Source organism: Aquirufa sp. (assembly GCF_044342065.1).
In the GTDB taxonomy this organism is placed as follows: Bacteria; Bacteroidota; Bacteroidia; order Cytophagales; family Spirosomataceae; genus Aquirufa.
Map to the genome: position 1 here is coordinate 1 of NZ_JBIIQN010000012.1, position 24,921 is coordinate 24,921.

Sequence of the window (24,921 nt, forward strand, 5' to 3'; positions counted from 1 at the left end):
TGAAATCTCCCAAAACATTGGCAAAATTCGAAAGGACTTGTAGTCCAACGGTTGTAAAAATGGCTAATACAGCAATAATCCAATCAAATTTCCCACTCGAAAAGGCTAACAAATTGCCTAGCATGATACTCGCTAATGCAAGTGGCAATGTTCTTGGCCTAGCCGCCTCAACCCATCTATTCATGTATTATTTATTCAACGCTGCTTGAAATTCTGCGCTGGATGGTTTAATTCCTGAAGCAAAGAAATTTACTAATTCGCCTTTTTCATTGATTACATACTTGCAAAAGTTCCAGCTTGGTTCTTTCTCATTCCAGCCATTCTGAGATTTGTCACTTAGCCATTGATAAAGCTCACATTTGCCAGCTCCTTTAACAACAACTTTTTCCATCATTTGAAAGGAAACACCATAGTTTTTCAAGCAGAATGATGCAATTTCCGAATTAGATCCAGGCTCTTGTCCTCCAAATTCATTTGCAGGGAATCCAAGAACAACAATTTCAGGATTTGCTTTGTGGAAAGCTTCCCAGTCGGCGTATTGTGGTGTATATCCACATTTAGATGCCGTATTCAAAATAACGATTTTTTTGCCTTTGAATTGGCTAAAATCAATTTCTTTACCGTCAATTCCATTCATTTTGAATGAAAAGAAGTTTTTGTCAGACGCTTGTTCAGCTTGTGCTGGGCGTTCCAATGCTACTTTTTGTGTGAATGGCAAGGCCAATGCAGTTAATAGCGATCCGATTTTCATAAGGCTTACGATCATGGTGATAATAATTAAGATGATTAAAATTTTGTATTTTTTTTTCACGTTACATACGTTGTGGTGCAACTATCCCTAATAACGAAAGGGATGCCTGTATTGTTTCACCAGTTAGCAAAGCTAAATTTAACCGAATGTTTCGGTTATCTTCATTTTCTTCGTTCAAAATACTCAATTCATTGTAAAATTTATTGAATTGCTTCGCTAAATCATAGGTGTATTGTGCAATGACCGAGGGAGCAAATTGTTCAGCTGCTTCTTGAATTTTCGATTTATAATTACCCAATAGGTAGATTAATTCTTGTTCAGATTCCATTAATGTATGGGTTTTATCTGAGCTAATTTTCATGTTGATTCCCATGGAATTTGCTTTACGCGTCATCGAGCAAATTCGAGCATGTGTATATTGAATAAATGGTCCTGTATTGCCTTGGAAATCAATCGATTCCTCCGGATTAAACAACATACGTTTTTTAGGGTCAACCTTCAGTAGAAAATATTTTAATGCGCCTAAGCCCAATTGGTTAAATAAAGCATTGGATTCGTCGGCTGAGAATCCATCTATTTTACCTAATTCCATGGTGCGTGATTGCGCCGTTTGAACCATTTCTGCCATTAAATCATCGGCGTCTACGACCGTTCCTTCTCTCGATTTCATTTTGCCACTCGGCAAATCCACCATCCCGTAGGATAAATGATAATTACCCTCTGAAAATGGCTTGTTTAATTTCTTTACAATATGGAATAAGACCTCAAAATGATAATCTTGTTCATTTCCTACCACATAAACGGAACGCTTAGCACCAAAATCTTCATATTTCAATTGTGCGGTGCCCATGTCTTGCGTAATGTAAACCGATGTTCCATCGCGACGCAAAACCAACTTTTCATCCAATCCTTCCGCTGTTAAATCAATCCAAACAGACCCATCGTCTTTTCTGTAAAATACCCCTTGAGCTAAACCTTCGTCCACTAATTTTTTGCCCAACAAATACGTGTTGGATTCACGATACATTTTATCAAAACTGACTCCCATTTGAGCATAACTCTTTGCAAAACCATCGAAAACCCAGGTGTTCATTGTTTCCCATAAAGCAATGACTTTCGGGTCATTTTGTTCCCAGGCCAACAACATATCCTGTGCTTTCAATAGGATAGGAGCTTGCTTTTTAGCCTCCTCGGCATCGATTCCTTGATTAACTAAATCTTCAATCTCCACTTTATAGGCTTTATCAAAAGCTACATAATATTTGCCTACTAAATGGTCTCCTTTAATTCCAATTGACTCTGGTGTTTCGCCATTGCCAAACAGTTGGTAAGCCAACATCGATTTGCAAATATGAATACCACGGTCATTGACCAAATTGGTTTTAATCACTTCATATCCAGCTGCTGCCAAAATTTGAGCAACCGAAAAACCTAAAAAATTATTACGCAAATGCCCTAAGTGTAGGGGTTTATTGGTATTAGGTGATGAATATTCAATCAGGACCTTTTCATTTTTATTCGCTAATTCAAATGGACAATCGTCTTGATTTAGGTTATCCAAAATTTGGATCCAAACGGCATCGTTTAAACTTAAATTAAGAAAACCTTGTACAACTTGGTATGCTTTAATGTGAGGATTATTTGCCACTAGGTAGGCTCCTAATTTCTCGGCAATTTGAGCGGGTGCAGCTCCCGCTTGTTTGGTATATGGGAAAACAACGAAAGTGAAAGTTCCCTCAAATTCCTTTTTGGTTTCTTGTAAGACGATTTCTTGCGCATCGATGGTAAAAAGACTTTTTAAGCCAGCTTGCAAGCTTTTTTGAATCGATTGTTGGATAATGAGCATGTTGAAATCAACGGGTTTAATGAAAATCAATGGCTGCAAAGGTAGCCAATTAAGGGCAAACATTGACTTGTTAGGGGCATTTTTGACGAATTTAATCTTACCTTTGTGGCCATGTCAGCTAATATTTATCATGATGCAATTTCATCTCTTAAAGCAGGAGGTGTAATTCTTTATCCCAGTGATACCATATGGGGTTTGGGATGTGACGTTCGCATGACTGCAAGCATTGAAAAATTGTTAGCAATCAAACATCGTCCTACCGAAAAAGGATTGATTGTTTTGATTTCAAAGATTGAGCAATTAAGTGAGTATGTAGAGGAGGTACCGGAGATTGCGTGGGATTTAGTGGAGTTTGCTGAAGATCCCTTGACGATAATTTATCCTAAAGGTAAAAATGTCAGCTCACATTTATTGGGGCCTGATGGTAGCATTGCCATCCGTTTGGTAAAAGATGATTTCTGCAAGGGGTTAATTTATCGTTATCAACGCGGTATCGTTTCGACTTCTGCGAATGTTTCGGGGGAGCTTTTTCCAAGTAATTTTGATGCAGTTTCAGATTCGATTAAAAAAGAAGTTGATTTTATTTTAAAAAATCCTACTTCAGGTAAGGAGCATAAGAAACCATCTAAAATTGTCAAATTAGGTTTAGGTGGGGATTACTCATTGATAAGAGGATAGATGAAAACAGGGCAGGAGATAATTTCTGATGCTATATTTATGCGAATTGGTGCCGCAGCAGACCGAATTCAAATGGATTCATATGTTGTCGGGGGCTTTGTTCGTGATCAGTTACTAGGTCGACCTTGTAAGGATATTGATGTAGTTTGTATTGGTTCTGGAATCGCGCTTGCGGAGGAGGTTGCTAAAGAGTTTGATTTACCGGATCATGCAGTTTCAGTTTTTAAAAACTTTGGAACGGCCATGTTGAAAGTTGATGACTGGGAACTTGAATTTGTAGGTGCCCGAAAGGAATCCTATCAAAGAGATTCACGAAAACCTTTGGTGATGGAAGGGAGTCTTGAGGATGACCAAAATCGTCGGGATTTTACGATTAATGCCATGGCTGTGCAATTGAATCAGTCAAATTGGGGACATTTATTAGATCCATTTAACGGTATTGCCGATTTAAAGTCAAAAATTATTCGTACTCCTTTAGAGCCCGGAGTTACATTTTCTGATGATCCTTTGCGAATGATGCGAGCTGTGAGGTTTGCGAGCCAGTTGGGTTTTGATATTTTTCCGGAGACATTTGAGGCCTTGCAACGTGAAAAAGATCGCTTGGAAATTATTTCTTTTGAACGAATTTCAGAAGAGTTAAATAAACTGATTCTCTGTAGTAAACCGTCCTATGGTTTTTTACTATTGGATGCTTGTGGAATTTTGCCGTTGATATTTCCTGAATTTGTCAAACTGAAAGGGGTTGATACCGAAGAAGGGAAGGGGCATAAGGATAATTTTTATCATACCTTACAAGTATTGGATAATATAGCTGACAATACGAATGATCTTTGGTGGCGATGGGCTGCGATTTTGCATGATATTGCGAAGCCACAAACCAAGCGATTTGTCAAAGGCAAGGGTTGGACATTTCATGGTCATGAAGAAATGGGAGCTCGTCAAGTTCCGACTATTTTTAAGCGACTTAAGTTGCCACTTAATGAGAAAATGAAACTAGTTCAAAAACTTGTTCGTTTGCATTTGCGCCCCATTGCTCTTTCAAAAGAAGAAATTACACATTCAGCACTCCGAAGACTTTTGTTTGAAGCTGGAGATGAGTTGGAGGCGCTTATGACACTTTGTCGAGCTGATATTACGTCTAAAAATGGCGAAAAAGTGAAGCGCTATTTGCGTAATTTTGACCTGGTAGAAGAAAAGTTGAAGGAGGTTGAGGCTAGTGATTCAATTCGTAATTTTCAACCTGTTATTACAGGTGAGATGATTATGCACGTTTTTGATATTGGCCCTGGAAAGGAAATTGGATTGATTAAAATTGCTGTCCGTGAGGCAATTCTCGAAGGTAAAATTCGTAATGATTTTGAATCTGGTTGGGACTTGATGATTCATGAAGGAAAGTCTTTAGGCTTGAGTCCGATGATTTCGAAGGAAGATTTTCTTAATACCATCTCCTAATCTATATTTATCAGTTTTTTAGCTTTAATTCTCGATCGACTTGTTTAGATTTAGTGGTAAATCCTAACCACATGAAACACGTCATTCGAAACATTCGCAAAATGCGCAATAATCGCGAGTTATCGCAAGAAAATGTAGCATTCAATTTGCAGATTAGCCAAAGTAGCTATGCTAAAATGGAATCCGGGCAATCAAAACTAAGTGTAGATCGATTGTATCAATTAGCCTCTTTTTTTAAAATTTCAGTGGAGGAATTATTGAAAGAATAAGCAGTCCCTAGCGAGGGACTGCTTGTAGATTTTCTAGTTTTTTTCTGATTTTTTGACCGATCGATTCCATAGCTTTTGAAAATAATTCAGGTACAGCTTTTTCTATAGCTGCCTGCTCAAGCTGACTTGCTATATTCAAATGCATGATTTTAAAGTGGCCATTTATTTTTATTGTAATTTGTTGATTGGCATCGGTATGCACCTCCTCTAAATTATTTCGGAATTCTTCTAATTCGGATTTTAGATCTTCTATGGTATTTTGATTCATGGGTATTGATTTTATTTGGCGGAGCTTACACCCCGCCAACTATTATTTGAATATGGAAATTATATCTTTGAGTACGCCTGTTGCCCAATCAAAGCCCTCTTTAAATCCTTGTTTAAAATCAGAAAACCAGCCACCACCATGAATGGATTGTAATTCCTCTTCAGACAAATTTTTCCACGTAGTTATTTGTGTTTCCATGAGTATATTAGGTTAAAAGTAGTATCAATCCTCCGGTGTAAATAACTGCTGCGACCACAACTGCTATGCCAGTTATGATACCTAAGATTTCCCAGAATCCCCCACCATCAATGCTTGTGAGTTCTGTAATATTTAATTCTTGCATTCCCCATATTGAAATGGGTATGATTTCTTTTTTCATGATCGTACATGTTTATAGGGTTAGGTAACATTATAGTCTCGAGCTACAGTTTAAAATTACCAGAAGAATCAGGTCTTGTTTATTCGAAAGTGTGGTATTTAATTCTATTTCAGATTAAAAAACTGATAAAAAAAAGGTCGCCTGTTGAGGCGACCTTTTTAATCAATAAAATTCAATGGATTATAAGCGGGTAAATAACTGCTCTTTAGAATAACGAACTTTTGCTGCATTAACCATGTAGTCAGCGTTTGTATCACGCTCACCAACTGCCAGCATTAATACAGAATGCAGGCCTTTTGCATTTAAATCCAATAATTCATCTAATTTGGCAGGAATAAAACCTTCCATTGGAGTCGAATCGATTTTCAAATGAGCGGCAGCAGCAAGTGCGGTTCCCATTGCCAAATACACCTGACGAGCTGCCCAATTTGCCTGAGCTTCTTGCGGACGCTTTAACATAGATCCCGCGATGGCACCACGGTAATCAGCTAATGCTTCCATGGGTACATTACGCGTTTCCGACACCAATTGCATAAATGCATCAATTTTTTCTTCTGTTACTTCATTCCAAGCAGCAAAAACGAGTAAATGAGATGATTCAATCACCTGCGGTTGGCCAAATGCAATGGGCTGAATTTGTGCTCGTAATTCAGGGTTTTCAATAACCAATATTTGGTAAGGTTGTAAACCGAAACCTGAAGCAGATAAGCGAATAGCCTCCAGTAAGATTTCAATTTTTTCTGATGGTACTTTGGCACCATTCATTTTTTTTGCCGCATAGCGCCAAGATAAATCATCTAGTAAGGACATAGTTTTTTAAGAATATTTAAATAAAAAATAAAGCCGAGATGCAACATTACACCTCGGCTTTTAGGCGGATAAATTTATTCGCTAACCAACGAAACTACTAATTTGAAATCATCCATGATTGCTTTGTCACCGATGGACTCAAAGAATTTCTTTGAATTGTATTGAATGTTGTAATCTGTACGGTCAATTGTGATTGTAGCTTTTGCTGATACTTTTCCATTTCCTCCTACCGCTATTTGAGCAGGGAATGAGATTGATTTTGTAATTCCTTTAATTGTTAGATTACCGGTTACTTGTGAACCCGCTACTTTGGTGATTACGAAAGTGGCAGTTGGGAATTTTTCAACTTCGAAGAAATCGCCTGAAGAAATGTGACCAATAAACTTTTGGTTATAGTTTGGATCAGTGATATCCAATGCTTTGATGGATTTCAAATCAATCGTGAAGTTACCTCCTACAATTTTTTTTCCATTTACATTTAATGAACCGGCAGAAATGGCTACCGTTCCATTGTGCTTTCCTGTTACTTTTTCTGCATACCAAGCGATTGAACTCGCTGATGTGTTCAATTTAACGGCTTTCGGTGCAGCGAAAGAAGAAATACTCATAACGAGCGCTGTCAAGATTAGGCTTACTTTTTTCATTTTGTTTATTTGTTTAATTGTTCGTAAATACACTTCTAAACTCATCCAATAAGTCATTTAATTGACTCATTTTGTCTGGATTAATGCTTTGGAAATTCATTTCCCATGCTTTTTGTACCTGATCGATCTCACCTAAAATTGTTAAGCCGGCAGGTAAAATTATAATGTCTACTGCCCGGCGGTCGTGCGGACATTCTTTTCGTAAAACAAATTTCTTCTCTAAAAGTTTGTCGACCAAACGCGACGCATTCGACGTTTTGTCCAACATCCGTTCTGTAATGGCTAAAACGGTCATGGGGTTATTTTGTTGCCCACGTAAAATTCGTAAAACATTATATTGCTGGGGGGTAAGACCGAAAGGTTTTAATAATTCATGCATTTTTTGCATCATCCAGTTGCCTGTGAAGATGATGTTAACCACCGACTTGCTTGTCTCTGAAATAAACGTTCGCTGCTTTAAGTCCTCTGAAATTCCCATAATTGAAATTTGATGTAGCAAAATTAAATGTAATTACATTAAATACAAATGTTTTTAAAATTAATTTTTTAAAACGTCCAATTAAACCTTAATTTTGGCTATGCAAGATTCCTTTAGCTTACAGTTTCCTCTTATTTTAGCTTCTAACTCGCCTCGGCGCAAGGAGATATTAACCCAGTCAGGTTTTCAGTTTACTGTACTTCCTTCGGACGTTGATGAGTCTTTTCCTGCAGATTTGAATGCGCAGCATGTACCCGCTATGCTTGCAGAGCGCAAGGCGAGGGCGCTTTTGGATACCTGTTCTAATACGTTAATTCTCGCAGCAGATACCGTTGTGATTTTAGGGGATGAAATTTTAAATAAGCCTGCCGACAAACAAGAGGCATTACTAATGCTTAAAAAGCTTTCAGGTCGAACGCACGAGGTTGTTACGGGTATTGCTTTGGCCACTCCGCAAGGAATAGTGACCACAGCTGATTCAGCTTTTGTGAAATTTAGGGAATTAGCCGACTGGGAAATGGAATGGTATGTTCGGGGTGGAGCTTCATTAGATAAAGCGGGCGCTTATGGTGTCCAAGATTTTATAGGTATGGCTGGTATTCAGGAACTAAATGGATCTTTTTATACCGTTATGGGTTTACCCATTTACCAGGTTTACCAATTACTCCAGCCTTATATTTTGGAATCAAAGCAAATGCCTTTGGGTATTTAAATTGAGAAACTCTCACCACAACCGCAGGTGCGTGAAGCATTTGGGTTCTTAAATTGGAACCCTTTTCCATTTAACCCATCTGAGAAATCAAGTTCAGTTCCGGCAAGATAAAGAATTGATTTTTTGTCTACCATTACCTTGACACCCTTATCTTCAAAAATCATATCCGTGTCCTTGGGTTCTGATGCAAAGTCTAATTGATACATTAATCCTGAGCATCCACCGCCTTCAACAGCAACGCGAACATTGAATGCTTCAGTTAATCCTTCGTTTTGACGAATTTCTTTGATGCGATTTGCGGCAATTTCTGAGATAGTAATCATGTCATTTACACTTTAGATACTACAAAGATAAATAAATATTCAATAAAACTTCATCTTATTTAGAGTGAATCTAAATAAACTATGGTTTTGTATTATTTTAGGTTTTAATTTTGTGGTTCATTAGCCTTATACACTTATATCGATATGTTATCAATTAAAAATTTACATGCGCGAATTGGAGAAAAAGAAATTCTTCGGGGGATAAATTTGGAAGTAAAAGCTGGCGAGGTTCATGCCATCATGGGTCCAAATGGTTCAGGTAAATCAACATTGGCCTCCGTTTTGGCTGGTCGAGAAGATTATGAGGTGACCGAAGGTTCTGTAGATTTTTTAAATAAGGATTTGTTAGACCTAGCGCCAGAGGAACGGGCTGCTGAAGGTGTTTTCTTGGCTTTTCAATATCCAGTTGAAATTCCGGGTGTTTCCACAACCAACTTTATGAAATCTGCGGTGAATGAAATCCGCAAATATCGTGGAGAGGAGCCATTAGATGCTGTACAATTTCTGAAAATGTTTAAAGAGAAAATGGCGTATGTGAATATTGATCAGTCTCTTTTAAGTCGTTCGTTAAATGAGGGTTTTTCAGGAGGGGAGAAGAAACGAAATGAGATTTTTCAAATGGCTGTTTTAAATCCCAAGTTGGCCATTTTAGATGAAACTGATTCTGGTTTGGATATTGATGCGTTACGGATCGTCGCTGAAGGGGTAAATAAATTGAAAAGTCCTACCAATGCGACTATTGTTGTCACACACTACCAACGATTATTGGATTACATAGTACCTGATTTCGTTCATGTACTTTATAAGGGGCGTATTGTTAAATCGGGAACAAAAGAATTAGCGCTTGAATTAGAGGAAAAAGGATATGATTGGATCATTTCGGCATTAGTAGATTAATCATGGCAACAGACACACTCGTTACTATTTCCCTCGGGAAAGAAAAGCAAGCGGCCATGGATCGTTTCTTGGCCAAAGGATTCCCAACAAACAAATGGGAAGAATGGAAGTACGCTTCCTTGAAATCGCTAAATGATTTCGATTGGAATTGGAATACATCGGAAGCACCGAAGCATAAAGCAATTGCATCGCTAGATACATCCCTACATTTGCAATCTTTGAATGGAAAATTTGAAGTATTGGGTAGCTTACCTACCGGGGTTGAAATTTTAGCGTTTATTGATTTTGCCAAACAAAATCCTGCTTTTATGGCTGTTTGGTCTAAGCGAAATCAAATTTTGGATCAAAACTCCTTGTATGATTTGAATGATGCTTTAACAAGCTCACATCAGGTTATTTGGGTGAAAGAAGGGGTTAAGCTTGAAAAACCTATTTTGCATCAGTATGTTGCCGATGTTTCTATTGCCTCTGCGATTCAAACTAAGTTGTTGATTTATCTAGAAAAGGAAGCTTGCCTAACTTGGGTTGATGATTTATCCACTGGTTCTGCATCTGAATCCATTCTTTCGAATTATGTGCAAGAGGTTTGGGTTGATGCATCTGCGCATTTAACCTTTGTAAAAACACAAGATTTTGCTCAGAAAACAACGCATGTAGATCATACATACATCTTTCAACAAGGCAATAGTCAAGTTGATATGTTCACTTTTTCCATAAATGGAGGATTTGTACGAAATAATTTGCATTTCTACGTGGATGGTGAAAATGTCCTTTCAAATTTGAATGGCTTGTATGTTCCAGGAAACAATGAATTTATTGATTCGCACACGGTAGTTGATCATCGCATGCCTAATTCTGAATCCAATGAATTATACAAAGGTGTTTTATTAGGTAATTCAACAGGGGTGTTTAATGGTAAGATTTTTGTCCGTCCAGATGCACAAAAAACGAATGCTTTCCAATCTTGTAAAAATGTGTTGGCCTCAGATAAAGCCACCATGAATACAAAACCGCAATTGGAAATTTGGGCTGATGATGTAAAATGTTCACATGGGACTACAACAGGTCAATTGAGCGATGAAGCTTTGTTTTACCTGCGTTCTAGGGGTATATCTGAGGAAGCATCGAAAACATTGTTGATGCTGGCTTTCGTCCAACAAGTTATTGATAAGGTAGAAATTCCTGCTTTGAAAGAATCAATCTCAAATCGGGTGGTTGAAAAAATACAACAAGCCTTAGGCGCATAATCATGGTAGAAGGATTAAATATCGAGCAAGTAAGAAAGGATTTTCCCATTTTGGACCAACAAGTTAACGGGTCACCTTTGGTATATTTCGATAACGCTGCAACGACGCAAAAACCCCAAGTGGTGATTGATGCGTTGAACCAGTATTACACAAAAGATAATGCCAATATCCACCGAGGCTTACATACACTCGCCGAGCGAGCAACGACCGGTTATGAATTGACACGTAAAAAGTTGAAAGACTTTCTACATGCGGCCTCCACCGATCAAATCATCTTTACATCTGGTACAACGGCGAGTGTTAATCTAGTCGCACAATCGTATGGCCGTGCCAATTTTTCCAAAGGGGATGTGATTTTGGTTTCGAATTTGGAACACCATTCAAACATTGTTCCTTGGCAACTGATTGCTCAAGAGACTGGTGCTGAAGTACAAGTTATACCAGTTGATGAAATTGGTGTATTGGACATTTCAGCATATAAATCATTATTGACAGACCGCGTTAAGTTTGTTGCGGTCAATCATGTTTCAAATGCAATTGGGACCATAAATCCAATCAAACACATGATTGATTTAGCGCACGAAGTAGGAGCAAAGGTTTTAATTGATGGGGCACAATCCGTCGCTCATTTTGATATTGATGTTCAAGCCTTGGGTATCGACTTTTTAGCCTTCTCTGCGCATAAATTGTTTGGGCCAACGGGTGTTGGTGTCTTGTATGGGAAACGCGAATTACTGGAGGCAATGCCACCGTATCAGGGAGGGGGAGAAATGATTAAAGAAGTTAGTTTCGCAGGAACTACGTACAATGAATTGCCCTATAAATTTGAGGCGGGAACTCCCAACATCGCTGATGTGTATGCTTTTGGATTCGCGTTAGACTATCTAAAATCTTTGCCTAAAAATTCGGTTTGGGAGCAGGAGAAATCTTTATTGGATTATGCTACTGAACAATTATGTGGAATTGATGGTTTACGTATCATCGGTCAGGCACCTGAAAAAATTGCTGTGGTGAGTTTTATCATCGAAGGTATACATCCACAAGACATTGGTGTTTTGCTAGATAAGTTTGGCGTAGCTATTCGGACTGGTCACCATTGTGCTCAACCGTTGATGGCGCGTTATGAATTAGTAGGAACTTGTCGGGCGTCCTTCGCGTTTTACAATACCAAATCAGAGATTGATTTATTTGTTAAAGCGTTGAAGCGTGCGATTATGATGTTGAGTTAATATGGCAGCAACAATAAATGAAACCCAAGAGGAGTTGATTGAGGAGTTTGGCCTTTTTGATGATTGGGCGGATAAATATGAATATTTGATAGATTTGGGCAAGAAGCTTTCCCCGATGTCAGAATCATTTAAAACGGAGGAAAATGTCATCAAAGGTTGCCAGAGTAAAGTTTGGTTGCATGCAGAGAAGCAAGGGGATTTGATTGTTTTTCAGGCGGATTCTGAAGCAATAATTGTTAAAGGTATGATCAGTATGCTGATTCGTGTTTTATCGAATCACACGCCATCGGAAATCATGCAAGCTGATTTGTATTTTATTGATCAAATTGGAATGGCACAGCATTTGGCACAGACCCGTTCAAATGGATTGGTATCCATGGTTAAACAAATGAAAAATTATGCAGTTGCATTTAATGCATTAGCTTAAGAAGATATGAGTATGACAGAAGTAGAATTAAAGGAAGCGGTTATTAAAGCAATAAAGACGGTATATGACCCCGAAATTCCGGTGGATGTGTATGAGTTAGGGTTGATTTATGAGATAAAAATATTCCCAGTAAATAACGTCTATATTTTAATGACTTTGACTTCACCCTCTTGTCCTTCAGCTGAAAGTATTCCAGTAGACATTGAAAAAGCTGTAAGGGAAGTAGAAGGTATTGCTGAGGTTTCCGTTGAATTAACTTTCGATCCACCATATGCACAAGATATGATGTCAGAAGTCGCCAAATTGGAACTTGGTTTTATGTAAATATGTTTAGCAATTTAAATTAAAAATATATGTATCCAGAACATTTAGTACATCCCATGCGGATGGATATCGTAGAAGGCGGATTTCAAGAATTGAAGTCGGCAGCTGAAGTGGAAGATACCATGGCAAAATCAGGTACGACGTTGTTATTTATCAACTCGGTATGTGGTTGTTCAGCATCCACTGCACGTCCAGGCGTGAAAGGTGCTGTTGCGGCATCTGCTAAAAAGCCTACCAATTTAGCGACGGTTTTTGCGGGTGTAGATCAGGAAGCTACTCAAAAGGCTCGTGAGTACACATTGCCTTACCCTCCATCATCTCCATCTATTGCTTTGTTTAAGGATGGTGAATTAGTGCATTTTGTTGAGCGTCATCATATTGAAGGTCGTTCGGCAGCTTTAATTGCCCAACATTTAGAAGGCGTTTTTGAAGAATTCTGTTAAGTAAAAAAGGAGCCATTTGGCTCCTTTTTTACTGTAATAAATAGCCGTTCATCGAACGGCTATTTTCATTTTACTGTTTTGGTGCACCACCCACAGCACCTGATTCAGATGGCGTGTTTTTAGCTTTCTCAGCCATTTTCTTGGCAGCACCCTCATAATCTCCTGCTTTGATGAAGGACATCTTCGTCAAATCAATCGTCTTACGTGTAGCTTCTAAAATTTGTCCTGGTGTTAAGTTTTTCACCGTGTTTTCCAAATCTTCTGACCACTTTAAGTTACGACCTAAATACAGGTTGCTATTTAATGTTCCTACCAATGCATTGTCTTGTGAACGTGTTACTTGTTTAGATTGAATCCAAGACTTTTTCGCTTCTTCGATTTCCTTCTCCGTAAATCCTTCTTTCAAGACTTTCTCAATTTCCTCCTTGAATGCTGCTTCTAATTTAGCGATGTTCTCGGGAGCGTAAATGGCATAACCTAAAAACGCGCCATTTTCATCCAATGCACTTGCTGCAAATTGTGATCCTACACCATAGGATAAACCTTCCTTTTGACGGATGCGATTCATTAAGCGAGAACTTAATCCACTTCCACCACCTAGCATGTAGTTGCTTAATTCAAGAGCGGCATAATTCGGATCAGAATCAGAGATTTTTAACGGCTGATAAGCTAAGAAAAAGGCATTTGCTTTATCAGGGGTTTCAATTGATTTAACTTGACCTTGGTTATCATGGAATTTCTCCGGTATACGCGTGTAGGCCTTTGGAGATTTCCAATCCGCTAATTCAGTCTTAATGAATGCTTTAATTGCGGCTTCATCAAAGTCGCCCACTGCAGAGAATGTCGCATTGGACGCTCCATAGAATCCTTTGTAAAATGCAATAGCATCTTCAAGTTTTGCTGCACCATAGCGTTCTGTTTGTTCCGCCATGGTCGGTTGGTAACGCACATCATTCTTAGGGTAGTGTGCTGTTCGCCATTGTCCTAAAACGTCCATTGCTTTCGCTTGCGGCTCTGATTTTTGACCTTCAATTTGCGTTAAATTTTCCTGCTTTAGTTTTTCAAACTCATCTGCTGGGAAAATAGGTTGTTTCAGTGCTTCTGCAACTAATTGTAACGCGGGCAATAAATTATCGCGTGTTGTCTCGATACTAACATTCGCTTGACGTGCCTCACCTGATATGGATACACGAGCTTTCAGTTTATCCAATTCATCTTGGAATTGTTGGCGTGTATGTTTCGCTGTACCTTTGCTCAACATATCTGCCGCTAAATCTGCGGCAGTAGCAGTTCCCAACAGTGTTTTCTCATCTCCAAAACGTAATGTTAAACGAGCGTAAACTGAATTTCCACGGGTCTTTTTAGGCAATAGCGCTAATGAAATCCCGGCAATTTTTTCTGTTTTTGTTCTAGCATCGATATTGCTTGGCGATGGATCAAAAGCTTCTCCTTCTGCTACCGCTGCTTTACCTTTAAAGTCCTTTAATACTTCTGAGGCTTCTTTTGCTTCTGGTATCTCAGCACGATCTGGTTTTTCTGTTGGATAGAAAATTCCAGATGTACGATTTGCCGATTTAAAGTATTTCTGTGCCACGCGTTGTACATCAGCTGCTGTTACTTTTTCCAATTGGTTACGCGTGTGGAATAATAAGCGCCAATCTCCTTGGGCAATAAACTCAGATAAACCCACACCTACACGTTGTGCATTATTTAAAAGTAATTCGATGTTTTTGATTCCTTTGGTTTTGATACGATCCACCTCTTCTTGCGTAGGTGCTTTTTTAGCAAATTGTTCAATCGTTTCGATCATGATATTTTTTACCGAATCAACCGATTTGTTCTTCAATACCTCAGCACCGAAATATACCAAACCAGGTTCTTTTAACTGCATGGTATATCCAAATTGACTAGATGCTTTCTTTGTATCGATTAATGCTTTGTACAAGCGTCCTGAAGGAGCATCGGTTAATAAATCAACCAGCACATCGCAAGCAATGAAATCTGGATGTAAACCTGATGGGATATGATATGCCATGCCTACTTGTTGGACATCGCCCACGCGTCGTAAAATCACATCGCGCTCACCATCTTGTGTCGGCTCAGCAGTAAATGTTTTCGTTAAAACACGTTCTGGACGTGGAATTACCCCAAATTTCTCATTGATTAATTTCAATGTTTTTACCGGGTCAAATTTACCTGCCACCAATAATACCGCATTATCTGGTTGGTAATACTTGCGGTAATATGCCTGCAAGTTCTCGATAGGTACTTTTTCGATATCAGAACGAGCCCCAATGGTTGAATTACCATAATTATGCCATAAAAATGCGGTCGATACCACACGTTCCATTAAAATTGAGCCTGGGTCGTTTTCTCCCATTTCAAATTCATTTCGAACTACCGTCATTTCTGTTTCTAGCTCGCTTTTAGCAATGCGGGAATTGATCATACGATCAGCCTCCATATCCAATGCCCAATCTAAATTCTCGTCCGTTGATGCAAAAGTTTCAAAGTAGTTCGTACGATCTAGCCAGGTTGTCCCATTGAATTGAGCCCCATGATCCGAAATTTCTTTCGCTACATCTTTGTGTTTTTCTTTGGTCCCTTTAAAAACCATATGCTCCAATAGGTGAGACATACCCGTCTCACCATACCCCTCGTGGCGAGAACCTACCAGGTAGGTGATATTCACCGTAATGGTTTGTTTCGAAGGATCAGGGAAAAGTAAAACTTTTAAGCCGTTGGCCAACTGATATTCTGTGATTCCTTCAGCAGAAGTAATTTTTTCAGGAATTGGTAGTGATTTCGGTTTTTGCTGTGCAAAAGCGCTACTTCCTAGGCAAAGTAGTGCCAAACCTGTGTAGAGTAGTTTTTTCATATTAAAAATTTAAAATTTTTACGAATTTAAAGAAGATGTTGGTACCTCCAAATCCTTTAGGATAAATGGATGAAAACTTATGTTATTGGAAACTATTTATTTTTTATACTGTTGAATTAATTTAAATATGGCCTTTTGCGTTTCTAAATTGGGGAAATAATCGAACATAATGACATGTTTATCGTAGTCGAGCATTAGACCAGATTCAAGAAAATGAAATGCCTCTTTAAATTGTGCCGCCTTGATAAGAAAAATGGCAGATCGATAATACAATTCAGCTTCTTCAGGTAATTCATCAATGGCAGACAACATGATATCAGCAGATTTTTCATAATCTCCAAGTTCAAAGTGCATTTGAGCCCATTTGACCCAAGTAGGAGCGAAGAAGGAGTCTAACTCAACGGATTTTTGGAATGCTTCATCCGCGGAAACCGGATTGCCTAAATAAGCCTCAACATCAGCTAATCCTGTCCAATATAGCGGATTCGTTTCGTTCAATTTGATTGCCTTTTTTAGGAAATGCAAGGATTCAAACCATTTATCTAATTCCGTTAGGCAAACTGCTAAACCGTAGTAACCTTCATCCCACAAGGGGTCTATTTTCACTGCATCCTTATAGAAAGTTAATGCATCATCAAAATGGCGTTGTCGCTCAAGGCTGGCACCTAAACAACAATAAAGTTCTGGGTTGGGCTCATCATGCAATAAACAAGTTCGATAGGCTTCTTCCGCTTTGACATATTCCTGCATGTTCATGTAGGTATTGCCTAAATTAAACAAGGATGATGCGAATGTGGGTTCAATTGCCAAGGAGTATTCATAGGCATCTATTGCCTTCTCATATTTCTTTTGCTTCGAATAAGCTATACCTAAATTGTACCAAGCTGTGTAGGAAAATGGGTCCTGATCAATAAACTTTTGATAAAAGGGGATACTCTCCTCGATTTTTCCAATTTCATCCAAGGCATTTGCCAATTCTACGAGGGCATTTTCGTTTTCAGGGTTATGCTCGAGTGATTTCTTGAACATATCCACAGCTTCTCTGGGTTTTGCCCAAGTCAAATAACACAAGCCCAAACGAAAATAGATATCATCTTTTTCTTCCGCATGTTCCAAAAGATTCAAGAATATTTCAATCGCCTTTTCATGCTGTTTTAGTTGACTTAATAAGGAACCTTTAACCATTAGTAGGTCTAAATCGGTAGGGAAAAGTAAAAAAGCGTTCTCGATAAGCTCAATACCCGCTTCGGGTTGTTGCATTTCGCCTAAAATTTGTGCTTTTAGGGTTATTAACTCAAGCGTATATGGAAAATGTTCGAGGCCAATATTGCAGGCTTTTAACCCTTCGTCAAATTTACCTTGAATAAAATAATGTTCGGCAATTTGCTCTAATGTGTCTAAATCAAAGAAGGAATTCTCCTCTTCGTTTAACATTTTTTCGAAACGATTTAATGAAGATTGGATGTCTTCCTTGTGATCATCAAATTCGGGATCGAGCATGTAGTAAAATTTAGTTTGAATTAGTTCTAAATTACTAAATTGTTTTTTAATAAACAGCCTTTTCAGGTACTTTTGTTTAAAACAAGTTAGCATGTCCAATCCCCAAGCAATTATTGATTTAGGAACCAATACTTTTCAACTATTAGTTGCTGATAAATCACCTCATGATGGATCACTTCGTATACTTTATGAGGACCATCAGCCGGTTGGGTTAGGTAAAGGTGCCATGGAAACTGGTTTGCTTCAGTTAGATGCAATGGCACGCGCATTGGAGGCATTGGAGCGTTTTCTTTGGCATGCCCAAGATCGGGGTTGTACTTCTATAGAAGGGGTCGGGACAAGTATATTGCGGAATACGAGAAATGCTGGGGCATTTATCGATTTAGTTGAAGCACAATTGAATATCCCCATTAAGGTAATCTCTGGAATTCAAGAGGCAGAATATATTTTTCAAGGTATTCGAAATTCTTTGCCAAATCCTTGGAATGAAGTTTCAATGGTGATGGATATTGGAGGAGGAAGTGTCGAGTTTATTATTTTTCAAGGGTTAGACGTGCTGTATAAAACTAGTTTGGAATTAGGGGGGCTTAAATTACAATCGCTTTATCATGTGGATGGCGAATTTGACTTACAGATTGAAGATGAATTAGATAGTCATATATACAATGAACTGATAGATGTTTTTGATGCAATTGCCTTCTATCGACCTTCATCTTTGATTGGAGCAGCAGGTGCCTTTGAAACTTTGGCAGATATTCAATTGGAACATGGGTATTTGGAAAAGATTCAAAAAGTCAATGCCTTAGATTTAGCAGGATTTTATCTTTTAAAAGATAAGATGGCGAAAATGAGTTTAAGTGAACGTCAGGGTATTCCGGGAATGAAAGCATTTCGTGCCAGCATGATCCCTTATGCCAATAATCTGATTGACCAAGTGCTTCATCAAGGAATTATAGAATCTTTTTGGATGTCGATGTATAGTTTAAAAGAAGGCTATTGGTATAGTAGGCAAGAATAATTCAATAAATGCTTTCGATTTTTTGAAAAAGACAATATTTTTGGCCAACTTTAAGTTTATATTAAATCATTAAAATTTTCAACAAAGCTCTATGTCTTCACTACTTAATTTTATTCTGTTAGATACTGCTCAGGTCGAGGAATTTACAGTATTAAGTTTATTGGAAAAAGGGGGATATGTCATGTATCCAATCTTGTTTTTATTCACAGTTGCTTTATTCTTGTTTATCGAGCGTTATTTATACATCCGCAAGACATCGCGTATTGATGAAAATTTTCTACACAATATCAATGAACTGTTACTTTCAGGTAACATTCAAGGGGCAGTTACTTATTGCAAAAACTCCAAATTTCCAATCGCTAATTTGTTGGAGCGTGGATTAGGTCGTTTAGGTTCGCCCATCCGTGATATTGAAGATGCGATTGAGAACAAAGCCAAGCTTGAGATTTACAATATGGAGAAAAACTTAGGTATCTTAAGTTCAATTGCTCGTATTGCTCCTATGTTTGGATTTTTGGGAACGGTAACGGGTATGATTCGTACATTCCACAATATTTCAACATCCAATAAAATTGAGATTTCAACCATTGCATCAGGTATTTATGAGAAAATGGTTACTTCTGCTTCGGGTTTAATAGTAGGTATCATTGCTTATGTGATGTACACCTTGTTGACGACAATGATAGATCGTTCAATTAACAAAATGGAAATTGTAGCTATGGATTTCATTGACTTGTTACACAAGCCAGCCAATAAAAAATAAATTATCCTATGAATTTTAGAAAGCGCGAACGAGAAGCATCGGAAGTAGAAACAGGCGCCCTAGCGGATATTCTATTTTTCCTTTTGATGTTCTTCTTAATGATATCGACCTTAGCTTCGCCTGATGCTATACGGTTATTATTGCCCAAAGCAGACTCAACCAAAGTTACTCCGCCTGTTGTGGAATCAATTCGGGTTTCTGTTGATGCTAACAATAATTTTTTCATTGATGGTAATGCACAGCCCTTTGTCTTGGGTCAGGTTGATGGTCAAATAAAAGAAATTTTAAAAACGAAAAAGGCCAATTCTTTGATTATATCGATTGATAAATCAAGAACCGTTCAGGATTTAACCGATGTATATGATTTAGCAGCCAAAAATAACCTATCTATGGTTATGGCCGCTGAAAAGAAAAAGTAATATGGAAGGCTATGTTATCATTGCCTTCAAGTCAATAGCCGTCTACGTATTCATCGTGGCGGCTATTCGTCTTTTTGGGAAAAAGGAGTTTGCGCAATTATCTGTCGTGGATTTAGTATTTATATTGTTGATTTCTAATTCCGTTCAAAATGCGATGCTTGGTTCAGATTCTAGCCTACTTGGTGGATTGATGGCTGCATTCGCTTTATTTTCAACGAATTTTGTTTTTAAGAAATTGGAGAAACTATTTCCAAACCTAACTAAAGTTGTTGAAGGTGAGCCAATTATTTTAGTATATCAAGGTAAGGTCATTGCTGCTGGGTTATCAAAATCTGGATTAAACTTGGATCAATTGTATGCTGCTATTCGAGAGCATGGTATAAATAGTCTTGAGGATGTAGATTTATCAGTTTTTGAAGTGGATGGCAACATATCCGTGATATCAGAAAATTATCATAAAATTTCGAAAAGAAAACGGAAAGGACATAAGGTTCTTGGGGGAAATACGGCTTAAACTAGTATATTTGTAGACTTTACTTGGCTGTTTGTAGAGCCAAGGATCATTTTCTAGTATTTTCTAATGGAAAAAATTTTAAAATTTGGTGGTAGCAGTTGTGGGAGCATTGCAAGTATAGAATCTGTTTTGGCTATTATCGAAGCCAATCACCAAATAAAATCGTCTTTTGCCGTTGTTTTTTCCGCCATGGGTGGTGTGACTAATGATTTATTAGCGGCAGGCGCTACAGCAGCAAGTAAAAAGACGCTTGAGCCGAAGATCATTGAACAAATTGAAGCACGTCATTTTGAGGTAATTCGCCATTTTATTCCCGTTACTGCCCAGTCTCAAGTTATTGCTCAGATTCGGACTTTGGTAAATGAATTAAGAGATGTACTGAAGGGTATTAATTTAATACATGAAATTTCGCCTAAGACCTCCGACTTATTAGTTAGTTTTGGGGAAAGGCTATCAACAGCGCTTATTTCGGCGATCTTAACCCAACGTGGTTTACCCGTTCGTTTTTTGGATGCACGAGATTTAGTTAAAACAAATAATCAATTTGGGAAAGCGGAAGTTCGCTTTGAGGAAACTAATTCCTTAATTCAGCATTATTTTGCCGCACATTCCAATGAAATCGCTTTAATTACTGGGTTCATCGGTTCAAATGATGTAGGGGAAACGACTACCCTGGGTCGTGGAGGATCTGATTATTCCGCTTCAATTTTTGGTGCAGCCTTAAACGTTCGAGAAATTGAAATTTGGACGGATGTGGACGGAATGATGACTGCTGATCCTCGTAAGGTTTCTGCAGCATTCACAATTCCTTCGATTTCCTATGCGGAAGCTATGGAGTTAACCCATTTTGGTGCTAAGGTGATTTATCCACCCTCCTTGCAACCAGCCTTTGCGAAAAATATACCTATACGGGTTTTGAATACGTTTAATCAATCGTTTGAAGGTACTATTGTTTCCAAGGTTTCATCACCAAGCCCTTTTATCATTACAGGCATTAGTTCGATTGATGAATTAGCCCTAGTAAACGTGCAAGGCTCAGGTATGATTGGAGTAGCCGGTGTTTCAGCCAAGTTGTTTACCGTATTGGCAAAAGAAAAGATTTCAGTTGTTTTGATTTCTCAGGCTTCATCAGAACATTCTATTTGCTTTGCCATCGATCCTCAAGTTGCCTCTAAAGTTGACAAGATTTTAGCCAAGGAATTTGCTCAAGAGATTGCCGCTGGCGACATTGAGGGAATTGATATTCAGAGAGACCTATCAGTTATTGCCGTAGTTGGTGAAGGTATGCGAAAGCATACCGGCGTAAGTGGACGTTTGTTTTCTGTTTTAGGTAAAAATGGGATTAACATTGTCGCCACTGCCCAAGGTTCATCTGAATTGAATATTTCGGTGGTAATTGAGAAGAAAGACCTCTCAAAAGCTTTGAATGTAATACATGAAACATTCTTTTTCTCTCAAATTAAGACCCTGAATTTGTATTTAGTAGGAGCGGGCTTAATTGGAAAAACTTTGTTGAATCAATTGCTTGGACAAAAAAACTATCTCGAAAAATATAAAGGACTTCGTATCAAATTGGTTGGGATTGCTAATTCGCGCAAACAATTAATAGATGCTGCCGGTATTGATATTAAAAAAGCGATAGATTTACTCAATTCTAAGGGTGATTCAGCTTTTTTAACAGGATTTGTAGAACAAATTAAAGAATTAAACTTGCCCAACTCCATTTTTGCAGATTGTACGGCAAGTAAGGAGATACACCAACATTATTTAGGTCTTTTTGAGGCCAATGTTTCGGTTGTCACACCCAACAAAGTAGCTAATTCTGGTCCCTATGAGCAATACGCTGCTTTTCATCAAACAGCTTTAAGCAAAGGTGTCAAGTTTATGTATGAAACCAACGTTGGAGCTGGCTTACCGGTAATTAATACCTTACAAGGACTGATTGCTTCTGGCGATCGATTTGAAAAGATTGAGGGAATTTTATCGGGTACCTTGTCTTTTTTATTTAATCAATTTGTTCCTGGGAAGTCATTTGCTGCTGTTTTAAAGGAAGCCAAAGCGAAAGGGTATACAGAACCCGATCCACGGGAAGATTTGAGTGGTATGGATGTGGCGAGGAAGATTTTAATTCTGAGTCGTGAGATTGGCATGAAATTAGAGTTTGCTGATATAACCATAGATAAAATTATTCCCCCTGCTTGCGAATTAGCACCTACTGTAGATGCTTTTTTTGACGAATTAGATAAAGCGAATAGCTATTTTGAGGCTTTGGTTAATGAGGCCTATGCTGAAAAGAAAGTGCTCCGCTACATAGCTAAGTTGGAAAATCAAAAAATCTCCATCGGTTTACGTGCTGTAGGCGCTGATCATCCATTCTATCAAATGGATGGTGCAGATAATGTGATTGCGTTTACCACGAAGCGTTACCATGATCGGCCACTCGTAATCAAAGGTCCTGGAGCCGGCGCTGAGGTAACGGCTTCTGGTGTATTTGCGGATATTGTTTCAATTGGTAGCTATTTATCTTAAGGTATGGAAAGTATACGCGTATATGCACCAGCAACCGTTGCCAACGTAGCATGTGGATTTGATATTTTTGGTTTTGCTGTTAATCGCCCTGGTGATGAGGTTGTTTTGACAAAGAAGTCGAGTCCTGGAATCGTTATTAACGAAATTACGGGCGATGATGGCCGTTTGCCTAAAGATGTAGCTAAAAATACAGCGGGTATTGCCATAGTAAAATATTTGGAATTTATTGGTCATTCGGATCAGGGTTTTGAACTTTCCTTGCATAAAGATATGCCTTTGGGATCTGGTTTAGGATCTTCTGCTGCTTCCGCTGTTGCAGGTGTTTTTGCGGCAAATGAACTTATGGGCAAGCCTTTAAGCCAAAAAGATTTGTTGCCCTTTGCCATGGAAGGCGAACGCGTAGCATGTGGTTCTGCGCATGCCGACAATGTGGGTCCTAGTTTATTAGGAGGTTTTGTAGTTATTCGTAGTTATGAACCTTTGGATATCATTCAATTGCCTACGCCAAACGGTTTATATGCCAGCATTGTTCATCCACAAATAGAGGTGAATACCAAAGATGCACGACGTATTTTGGAACGTGAGATTACCTTAGGGAAAACCATTACGCAGATGGGTAATGTGGCAGGTTTAGTAGCTGGTTTATTGATGTCTGATTATGCGTTGATAGGTCGATCGTTAGTAGATGTTATTGTCGAGCCAGCTCGTTCAATCTTAATCCCTCAATTTCAAGAAGTTAAAGAAGCGGCCTTACGATCAGGAGCACTTGGTTGTTCCATTTCTGGATCTGGTCCTTCATTGTTCGCCTTATCTAAAGGTGAAGAAACAGCGAATCAGGTAGCTAAAGCGATGTCAGCAGCTTTTAATTCAGTCGGTATAGGTTCTGAGGCCTATGTTTCTCAAATCAACCATCAAGGCCCGATGATTCGTTAGGCTTTGGGGTGGGCTTGTTTGTAAATTTCTTTTAGCTTTTCCATGGAATTATGCGTGTAGACTTGCGTTGCAGCCAGATTTGCGTGTCCCAATAGCTCTTTTATGGCATTCAAATCTGCACCGCGATTCAAGAGGTGCGTTGCATAACTGTGCCGTAGTACGTGTGGGGAGAGCTTTTCCAAGGTACTAACCTCACCTAAGTATTTCTTAACTAATCGTTGAATAAACATCGGATAACAAGGTTCTCCCTTATCCGTAAGAAGTAAGGTCGCATTTTGAAACGGATTGAGTGTTTGATATTGTTGGATTAGTTCCACCAACAATTGGGGCATCGGAATAATGCGTTCTTTATTACGCTTCCCGACCACTCGCAACGTTTTACTAGGTAGATTGATTTGATGTTGAGTTAATTGGATTAACTCAGCTAAGCGCATGCCTGTACCATATAAAAGCATTAAAGCCAACTGATCTCTAACTTCTTCAAATGTGTTTTTGGGCTTTTCGTGTATGGTAAGCATCTGATTCATCTCAGATTCACGAATATACGAGGGAAGCGATTTACTCGTTTTCACCATCCGGATGGTATGCATCGGATTGTCGGTCAATTCTCCTCGACGCAATAAGAATTTGTAAAAGGTACGTAGGGTAGCTAGTTTTCGATTGATAGATCGATTTTGAATGCCTTGATTGGAAAGTTCAACGAGCCACGCACGAATGGTTTGACTTTTTACTTGATTAGCTGCTAATTGCTGAGGAGCGAGGAAGTCGATAAATTGTGTCAGATCAATTTGATAGGAGCGGAGTGTTAAAGGACTTAGTCGCCGTTCTACTTGGAGATGCTGTAAAAAAAAATTGACTACTTCGCGATTCATAAATCGAAAGTAGTCAATTCTAAGAAAAATCGAAACAAACTAGTTGTTGATATTTCCGTATGTCTTTTGCTTATAAGCAGCACGAATCATTTCCGTACGACGAGCGATTGAAGGTTTTTCAAAAGCAGATCTTCTACGTAATTCTTTAACTACACCTGTTTTTTCAAACTTCTTTTTAAAGCGCTTAAGGGCTTTATCAATTGACTCGTTCTCTTTGATCGAAATAATTAACATGTATTTTTTCCTTTTTTTAATTAAAATGTTCGCAAAGATAAATTTATTTTTTTAATTGTGCAAGCAGTCTTTTGGAATTTTATG

29 protein-coding genes and 1 pseudogene are annotated in these 24,921 nt (G+C 38.4%); 16 read left to right on the plus strand and 14 right to left on the minus strand.

The genetic code is table 11. The features are described from left to right. From ACIQZ2_RS06045 to argS, 3 genes and pseudogenes are all read right to left on the minus strand, one after another. A pseudogene (locus ACIQZ2_RS06045) lies at positions 1-184 on the minus strand (1,4-dihydroxy-2-naphthoate polyprenyltransferase); the annotation flags it as partial. 3 nt (positions 185-187) lie between these two features. Next, on the minus strand, positions 188-766 hold the full coding sequence (locus ACIQZ2_RS06050; protein ID WP_395767953.1) for a glutathione peroxidase: 579 nt from the start codon (positions 764-766) through the stop codon (positions 188-190). Between the two features lie 46 nt (positions 767-812). Beyond that, positions 813-2,597 (minus strand): arginine--tRNA ligase, encoded by a 1,785-nt coding sequence (argS, locus tag ACIQZ2_RS06055; RefSeq protein ID WP_395768020.1) that lies wholly within the window; start codon positions 2,595-2,597, stop codon positions 813-815. 111 nt (positions 2,598-2,708) lie between these two features. Here argS and ACIQZ2_RS06060 point away from each other — a divergent pair, with 111 nt between their 5' ends. From ACIQZ2_RS06060 to ACIQZ2_RS06070, 3 genes are all read left to right on the plus strand, one after another. After that, positions 2,709-3,275 carry an L-threonylcarbamoyladenylate synthase gene (locus tag ACIQZ2_RS06060; protein ID WP_395767954.1) on the plus strand — a complete coding sequence of 189 codons (567 nt, stop codon included), beginning with the start codon at positions 2,709-2,711 and terminating at the stop codon, positions 3,273-3,275. Further along, complete coding sequence (locus tag ACIQZ2_RS06065; protein WP_395767955.1) at positions 3,276-4,727, plus strand: CCA tRNA nucleotidyltransferase; 1,452 nt, start codon at positions 3,276-3,278, stop codon at positions 4,725-4,727. It begins immediately after the preceding gene. A gap of 71 nt (positions 4,728-4,798) precedes the next feature. Then, a complete protein-coding gene (locus tag ACIQZ2_RS06070; protein WP_395767956.1) occupies positions 4,799-4,996 on the plus strand; it encodes a helix-turn-helix domain-containing protein in 198 nt (65 codons plus the stop codon). Positions 4,997-5,003: 7 nt separating this feature from the next. On the opposite strand, the gene ACIQZ2_RS06075 is transcribed toward ACIQZ2_RS06070, so the two are convergent. The 6 genes from ACIQZ2_RS06075 to ACIQZ2_RS06100 form a co-directional block, all read right to left on the minus strand. After that, positions 5,004-5,264: a hypothetical protein gene (locus ACIQZ2_RS06075; protein WP_395767957.1), complete on the minus strand. Its 261-nt coding sequence runs from the start codon at positions 5,262-5,264 to the stop codon at positions 5,004-5,006. Positions 5,265-5,306: 42 nt separating this feature from the next. Continuing rightward, the gene (locus ACIQZ2_RS06080) at positions 5,307-5,462 is read right to left on the minus strand and encodes a hypothetical protein (protein ID WP_395767958.1); all 156 of its coding nucleotides are present in this window, start codon (positions 5,460-5,462) and stop codon (positions 5,307-5,309) included. A gap of 7 nt (positions 5,463-5,469) precedes the next feature. Further along, entirely contained in the window at positions 5,470-5,643 is a 174-nt protein-coding gene (locus tag ACIQZ2_RS06085) for a hypothetical protein (protein WP_395767959.1), read from the minus strand. Between the two features lie 180 nt (positions 5,644-5,823). Further along, the gene (locus ACIQZ2_RS06090) at positions 5,824-6,453 is read right to left on the minus strand and encodes an NAD(P)H-dependent oxidoreductase (RefSeq protein WP_395767960.1); all 630 of its coding nucleotides are present in this window, start codon (positions 6,451-6,453) and stop codon (positions 5,824-5,826) included. A gap of 74 nt (positions 6,454-6,527) precedes the next feature. Beyond that, positions 6,528-7,097, minus strand: coding sequence for a YceI family protein (locus ACIQZ2_RS06095; protein WP_395767961.1), 570 nt, complete (start codon positions 7,095-7,097; stop codon positions 6,528-6,530). Between the two features lie 13 nt (positions 7,098-7,110). Beyond that, on the minus strand, positions 7,111-7,575 hold the full coding sequence (locus ACIQZ2_RS06100; RefSeq protein ID WP_395767962.1) for a MarR family winged helix-turn-helix transcriptional regulator: 465 nt from the start codon (positions 7,573-7,575) through the stop codon (positions 7,111-7,113). 100 nt (positions 7,576-7,675) lie between these two features. Here ACIQZ2_RS06100 and ACIQZ2_RS06105 point away from each other — a divergent pair, with 100 nt between their 5' ends. Continuing rightward, positions 7,676-8,287 (plus strand): Maf family protein, encoded by a 612-nt coding sequence (locus tag ACIQZ2_RS06105; protein WP_395767963.1) that lies wholly within the window; start codon positions 7,676-7,678, stop codon positions 8,285-8,287. On the opposite strand, the gene ACIQZ2_RS06110 is transcribed toward ACIQZ2_RS06105, so the two are convergent. After that, positions 8,284-8,610: a HesB/IscA family protein gene (locus ACIQZ2_RS06110; protein WP_395767964.1), complete on the minus strand. Its 327-nt coding sequence runs from the start codon at positions 8,608-8,610 to the stop codon at positions 8,284-8,286. The two genes, ACIQZ2_RS06105 and ACIQZ2_RS06110, sit on opposite strands and share 4 nt — an antisense overlap. A 144-nt stretch (positions 8,611-8,754) precedes the next feature. Here ACIQZ2_RS06110 and sufC point away from each other — a divergent pair, with 144 nt between their 5' ends. From sufC to ACIQZ2_RS06140, 6 genes are read left to right on the plus strand one after another with little or no spacing between them, the layout of a single operon-like run. Continuing rightward, positions 8,755-9,507 (plus strand): Fe-S cluster assembly ATPase SufC, encoded by a 753-nt coding sequence (gene sufC, locus ACIQZ2_RS06115; protein ID WP_395767965.1) that lies wholly within the window; start codon positions 8,755-8,757, stop codon positions 9,505-9,507. Between the two features lie 2 nt (positions 9,508-9,509). After that, positions 9,510-10,754: a Fe-S cluster assembly protein SufD gene (gene sufD, locus ACIQZ2_RS06120; protein WP_395767966.1), complete on the plus strand. Its 1,245-nt coding sequence runs from the start codon at positions 9,510-9,512 to the stop codon at positions 10,752-10,754. Positions 10,755-10,756: 2 nt separating this feature from the next. Next, a complete protein-coding gene (locus ACIQZ2_RS06125) occupies positions 10,757-11,983 on the plus strand; it encodes a cysteine desulfurase (RefSeq protein ID WP_395767967.1) in 1,227 nt (408 codons plus the stop codon). A 1-nt stretch (position 11,984) separates the two neighbouring features. Further along, complete coding sequence (locus ACIQZ2_RS06130) at positions 11,985-12,410, plus strand: SufE family protein (protein ID WP_395767968.1); 426 nt, start codon at positions 11,985-11,987, stop codon at positions 12,408-12,410. A 12-nt stretch (positions 12,411-12,422) separates the two neighbouring features. After that, complete coding sequence (locus ACIQZ2_RS06135) at positions 12,423-12,734, plus strand: iron-sulfur cluster assembly protein (protein WP_395768021.1); 312 nt, start codon at positions 12,423-12,425, stop codon at positions 12,732-12,734. Between the two features lie 29 nt (positions 12,735-12,763). After that, positions 12,764-13,177, plus strand: a complete 414-nt coding sequence (locus ACIQZ2_RS06140; protein ID WP_395767969.1) for a BrxA/BrxB family bacilliredoxin — start codon at positions 12,764-12,766, stop codon at positions 13,175-13,177. Positions 13,178-13,247: 70 nt separating this feature from the next. Here ACIQZ2_RS06140 and ACIQZ2_RS06145 read toward each other — a convergent pair whose 3' ends face one another. Further along, positions 13,248-16,055 carry a M16 family metallopeptidase gene (locus ACIQZ2_RS06145; RefSeq protein WP_395767970.1) on the minus strand — a complete coding sequence of 936 codons (2,808 nt, stop codon included), beginning with the start codon at positions 16,053-16,055 and terminating at the stop codon, positions 13,248-13,250. Between the two features lie 96 nt (positions 16,056-16,151). Continuing rightward, positions 16,152-17,555, minus strand: coding sequence for a tetratricopeptide repeat protein (locus ACIQZ2_RS06150; protein ID WP_395767971.1), 1,404 nt, complete (start codon positions 17,553-17,555; stop codon positions 16,152-16,154). 91 nt (positions 17,556-17,646) lie between these two features. Here ACIQZ2_RS06150 and ACIQZ2_RS06155 point away from each other — a divergent pair, with 91 nt between their 5' ends. The 6 genes from ACIQZ2_RS06155 to ACIQZ2_RS06180 all read left to right on the plus strand — a co-directional run bounded on the left by ACIQZ2_RS06155 (position 17,647) and on the right by ACIQZ2_RS06180 (position 23,731). Further along, positions 17,647-18,573, plus strand: coding sequence for a hypothetical protein (locus tag ACIQZ2_RS06155; protein WP_395767972.1), 927 nt, complete (start codon positions 17,647-17,649; stop codon positions 18,571-18,573). Positions 18,574-18,664: 91 nt separating this feature from the next. Next, the gene (locus tag ACIQZ2_RS06160; protein ID WP_395767973.1) at positions 18,665-19,336 is read left to right on the plus strand and encodes a MotA/TolQ/ExbB proton channel family protein; all 672 of its coding nucleotides are present in this window, start codon (positions 18,665-18,667) and stop codon (positions 19,334-19,336) included. A gap of 8 nt (positions 19,337-19,344) precedes the next feature. Continuing rightward, positions 19,345-19,755, plus strand: coding sequence for an ExbD/TolR family protein (locus ACIQZ2_RS06165; protein WP_395767974.1), 411 nt, complete (start codon positions 19,345-19,347; stop codon positions 19,753-19,755). 1 nt (position 19,756) lies between these two features. Next, positions 19,757-20,269, plus strand: a complete 513-nt coding sequence (locus ACIQZ2_RS06170; protein ID WP_395767975.1) for a DUF421 domain-containing protein — start codon at positions 19,757-19,759, stop codon at positions 20,267-20,269. Positions 20,270-20,335: 66 nt separating this feature from the next. Then, on the plus strand, positions 20,336-22,798 hold the full coding sequence (gene thrA / locus ACIQZ2_RS06175) for a bifunctional aspartate kinase/homoserine dehydrogenase I (RefSeq protein ID WP_395767976.1): 2,463 nt from the start codon (positions 20,336-20,338) through the stop codon (positions 22,796-22,798). Positions 22,799-22,801: 3 nt separating this feature from the next. After that, positions 22,802-23,731, plus strand: coding sequence for a homoserine kinase (locus ACIQZ2_RS06180; RefSeq protein ID WP_395767977.1), 930 nt, complete (start codon positions 22,802-22,804; stop codon positions 23,729-23,731). On the opposite strand, the gene ACIQZ2_RS06185 is transcribed toward ACIQZ2_RS06180, so the two are convergent. Both ACIQZ2_RS06185 and rpsU read right to left on the minus strand, forming a co-directional pair. After that, entirely contained in the window at positions 23,728-24,603 is an 876-nt protein-coding gene (locus ACIQZ2_RS06185) for a tyrosine-type recombinase/integrase (protein WP_395767978.1), read from the minus strand. The two genes, ACIQZ2_RS06180 and ACIQZ2_RS06185, sit on opposite strands and share 4 nt — an antisense overlap. Positions 24,604-24,642: 39 nt before the next feature. Continuing rightward, positions 24,643-24,837 carry a 30S ribosomal protein S21 gene (rpsU, locus tag ACIQZ2_RS06190; protein WP_377977143.1) on the minus strand — a complete coding sequence of 65 codons (195 nt, stop codon included), beginning with the start codon at positions 24,835-24,837 and terminating at the stop codon, positions 24,643-24,645. Positions 24,838-24,921: the final 84 nt, after the last annotated feature.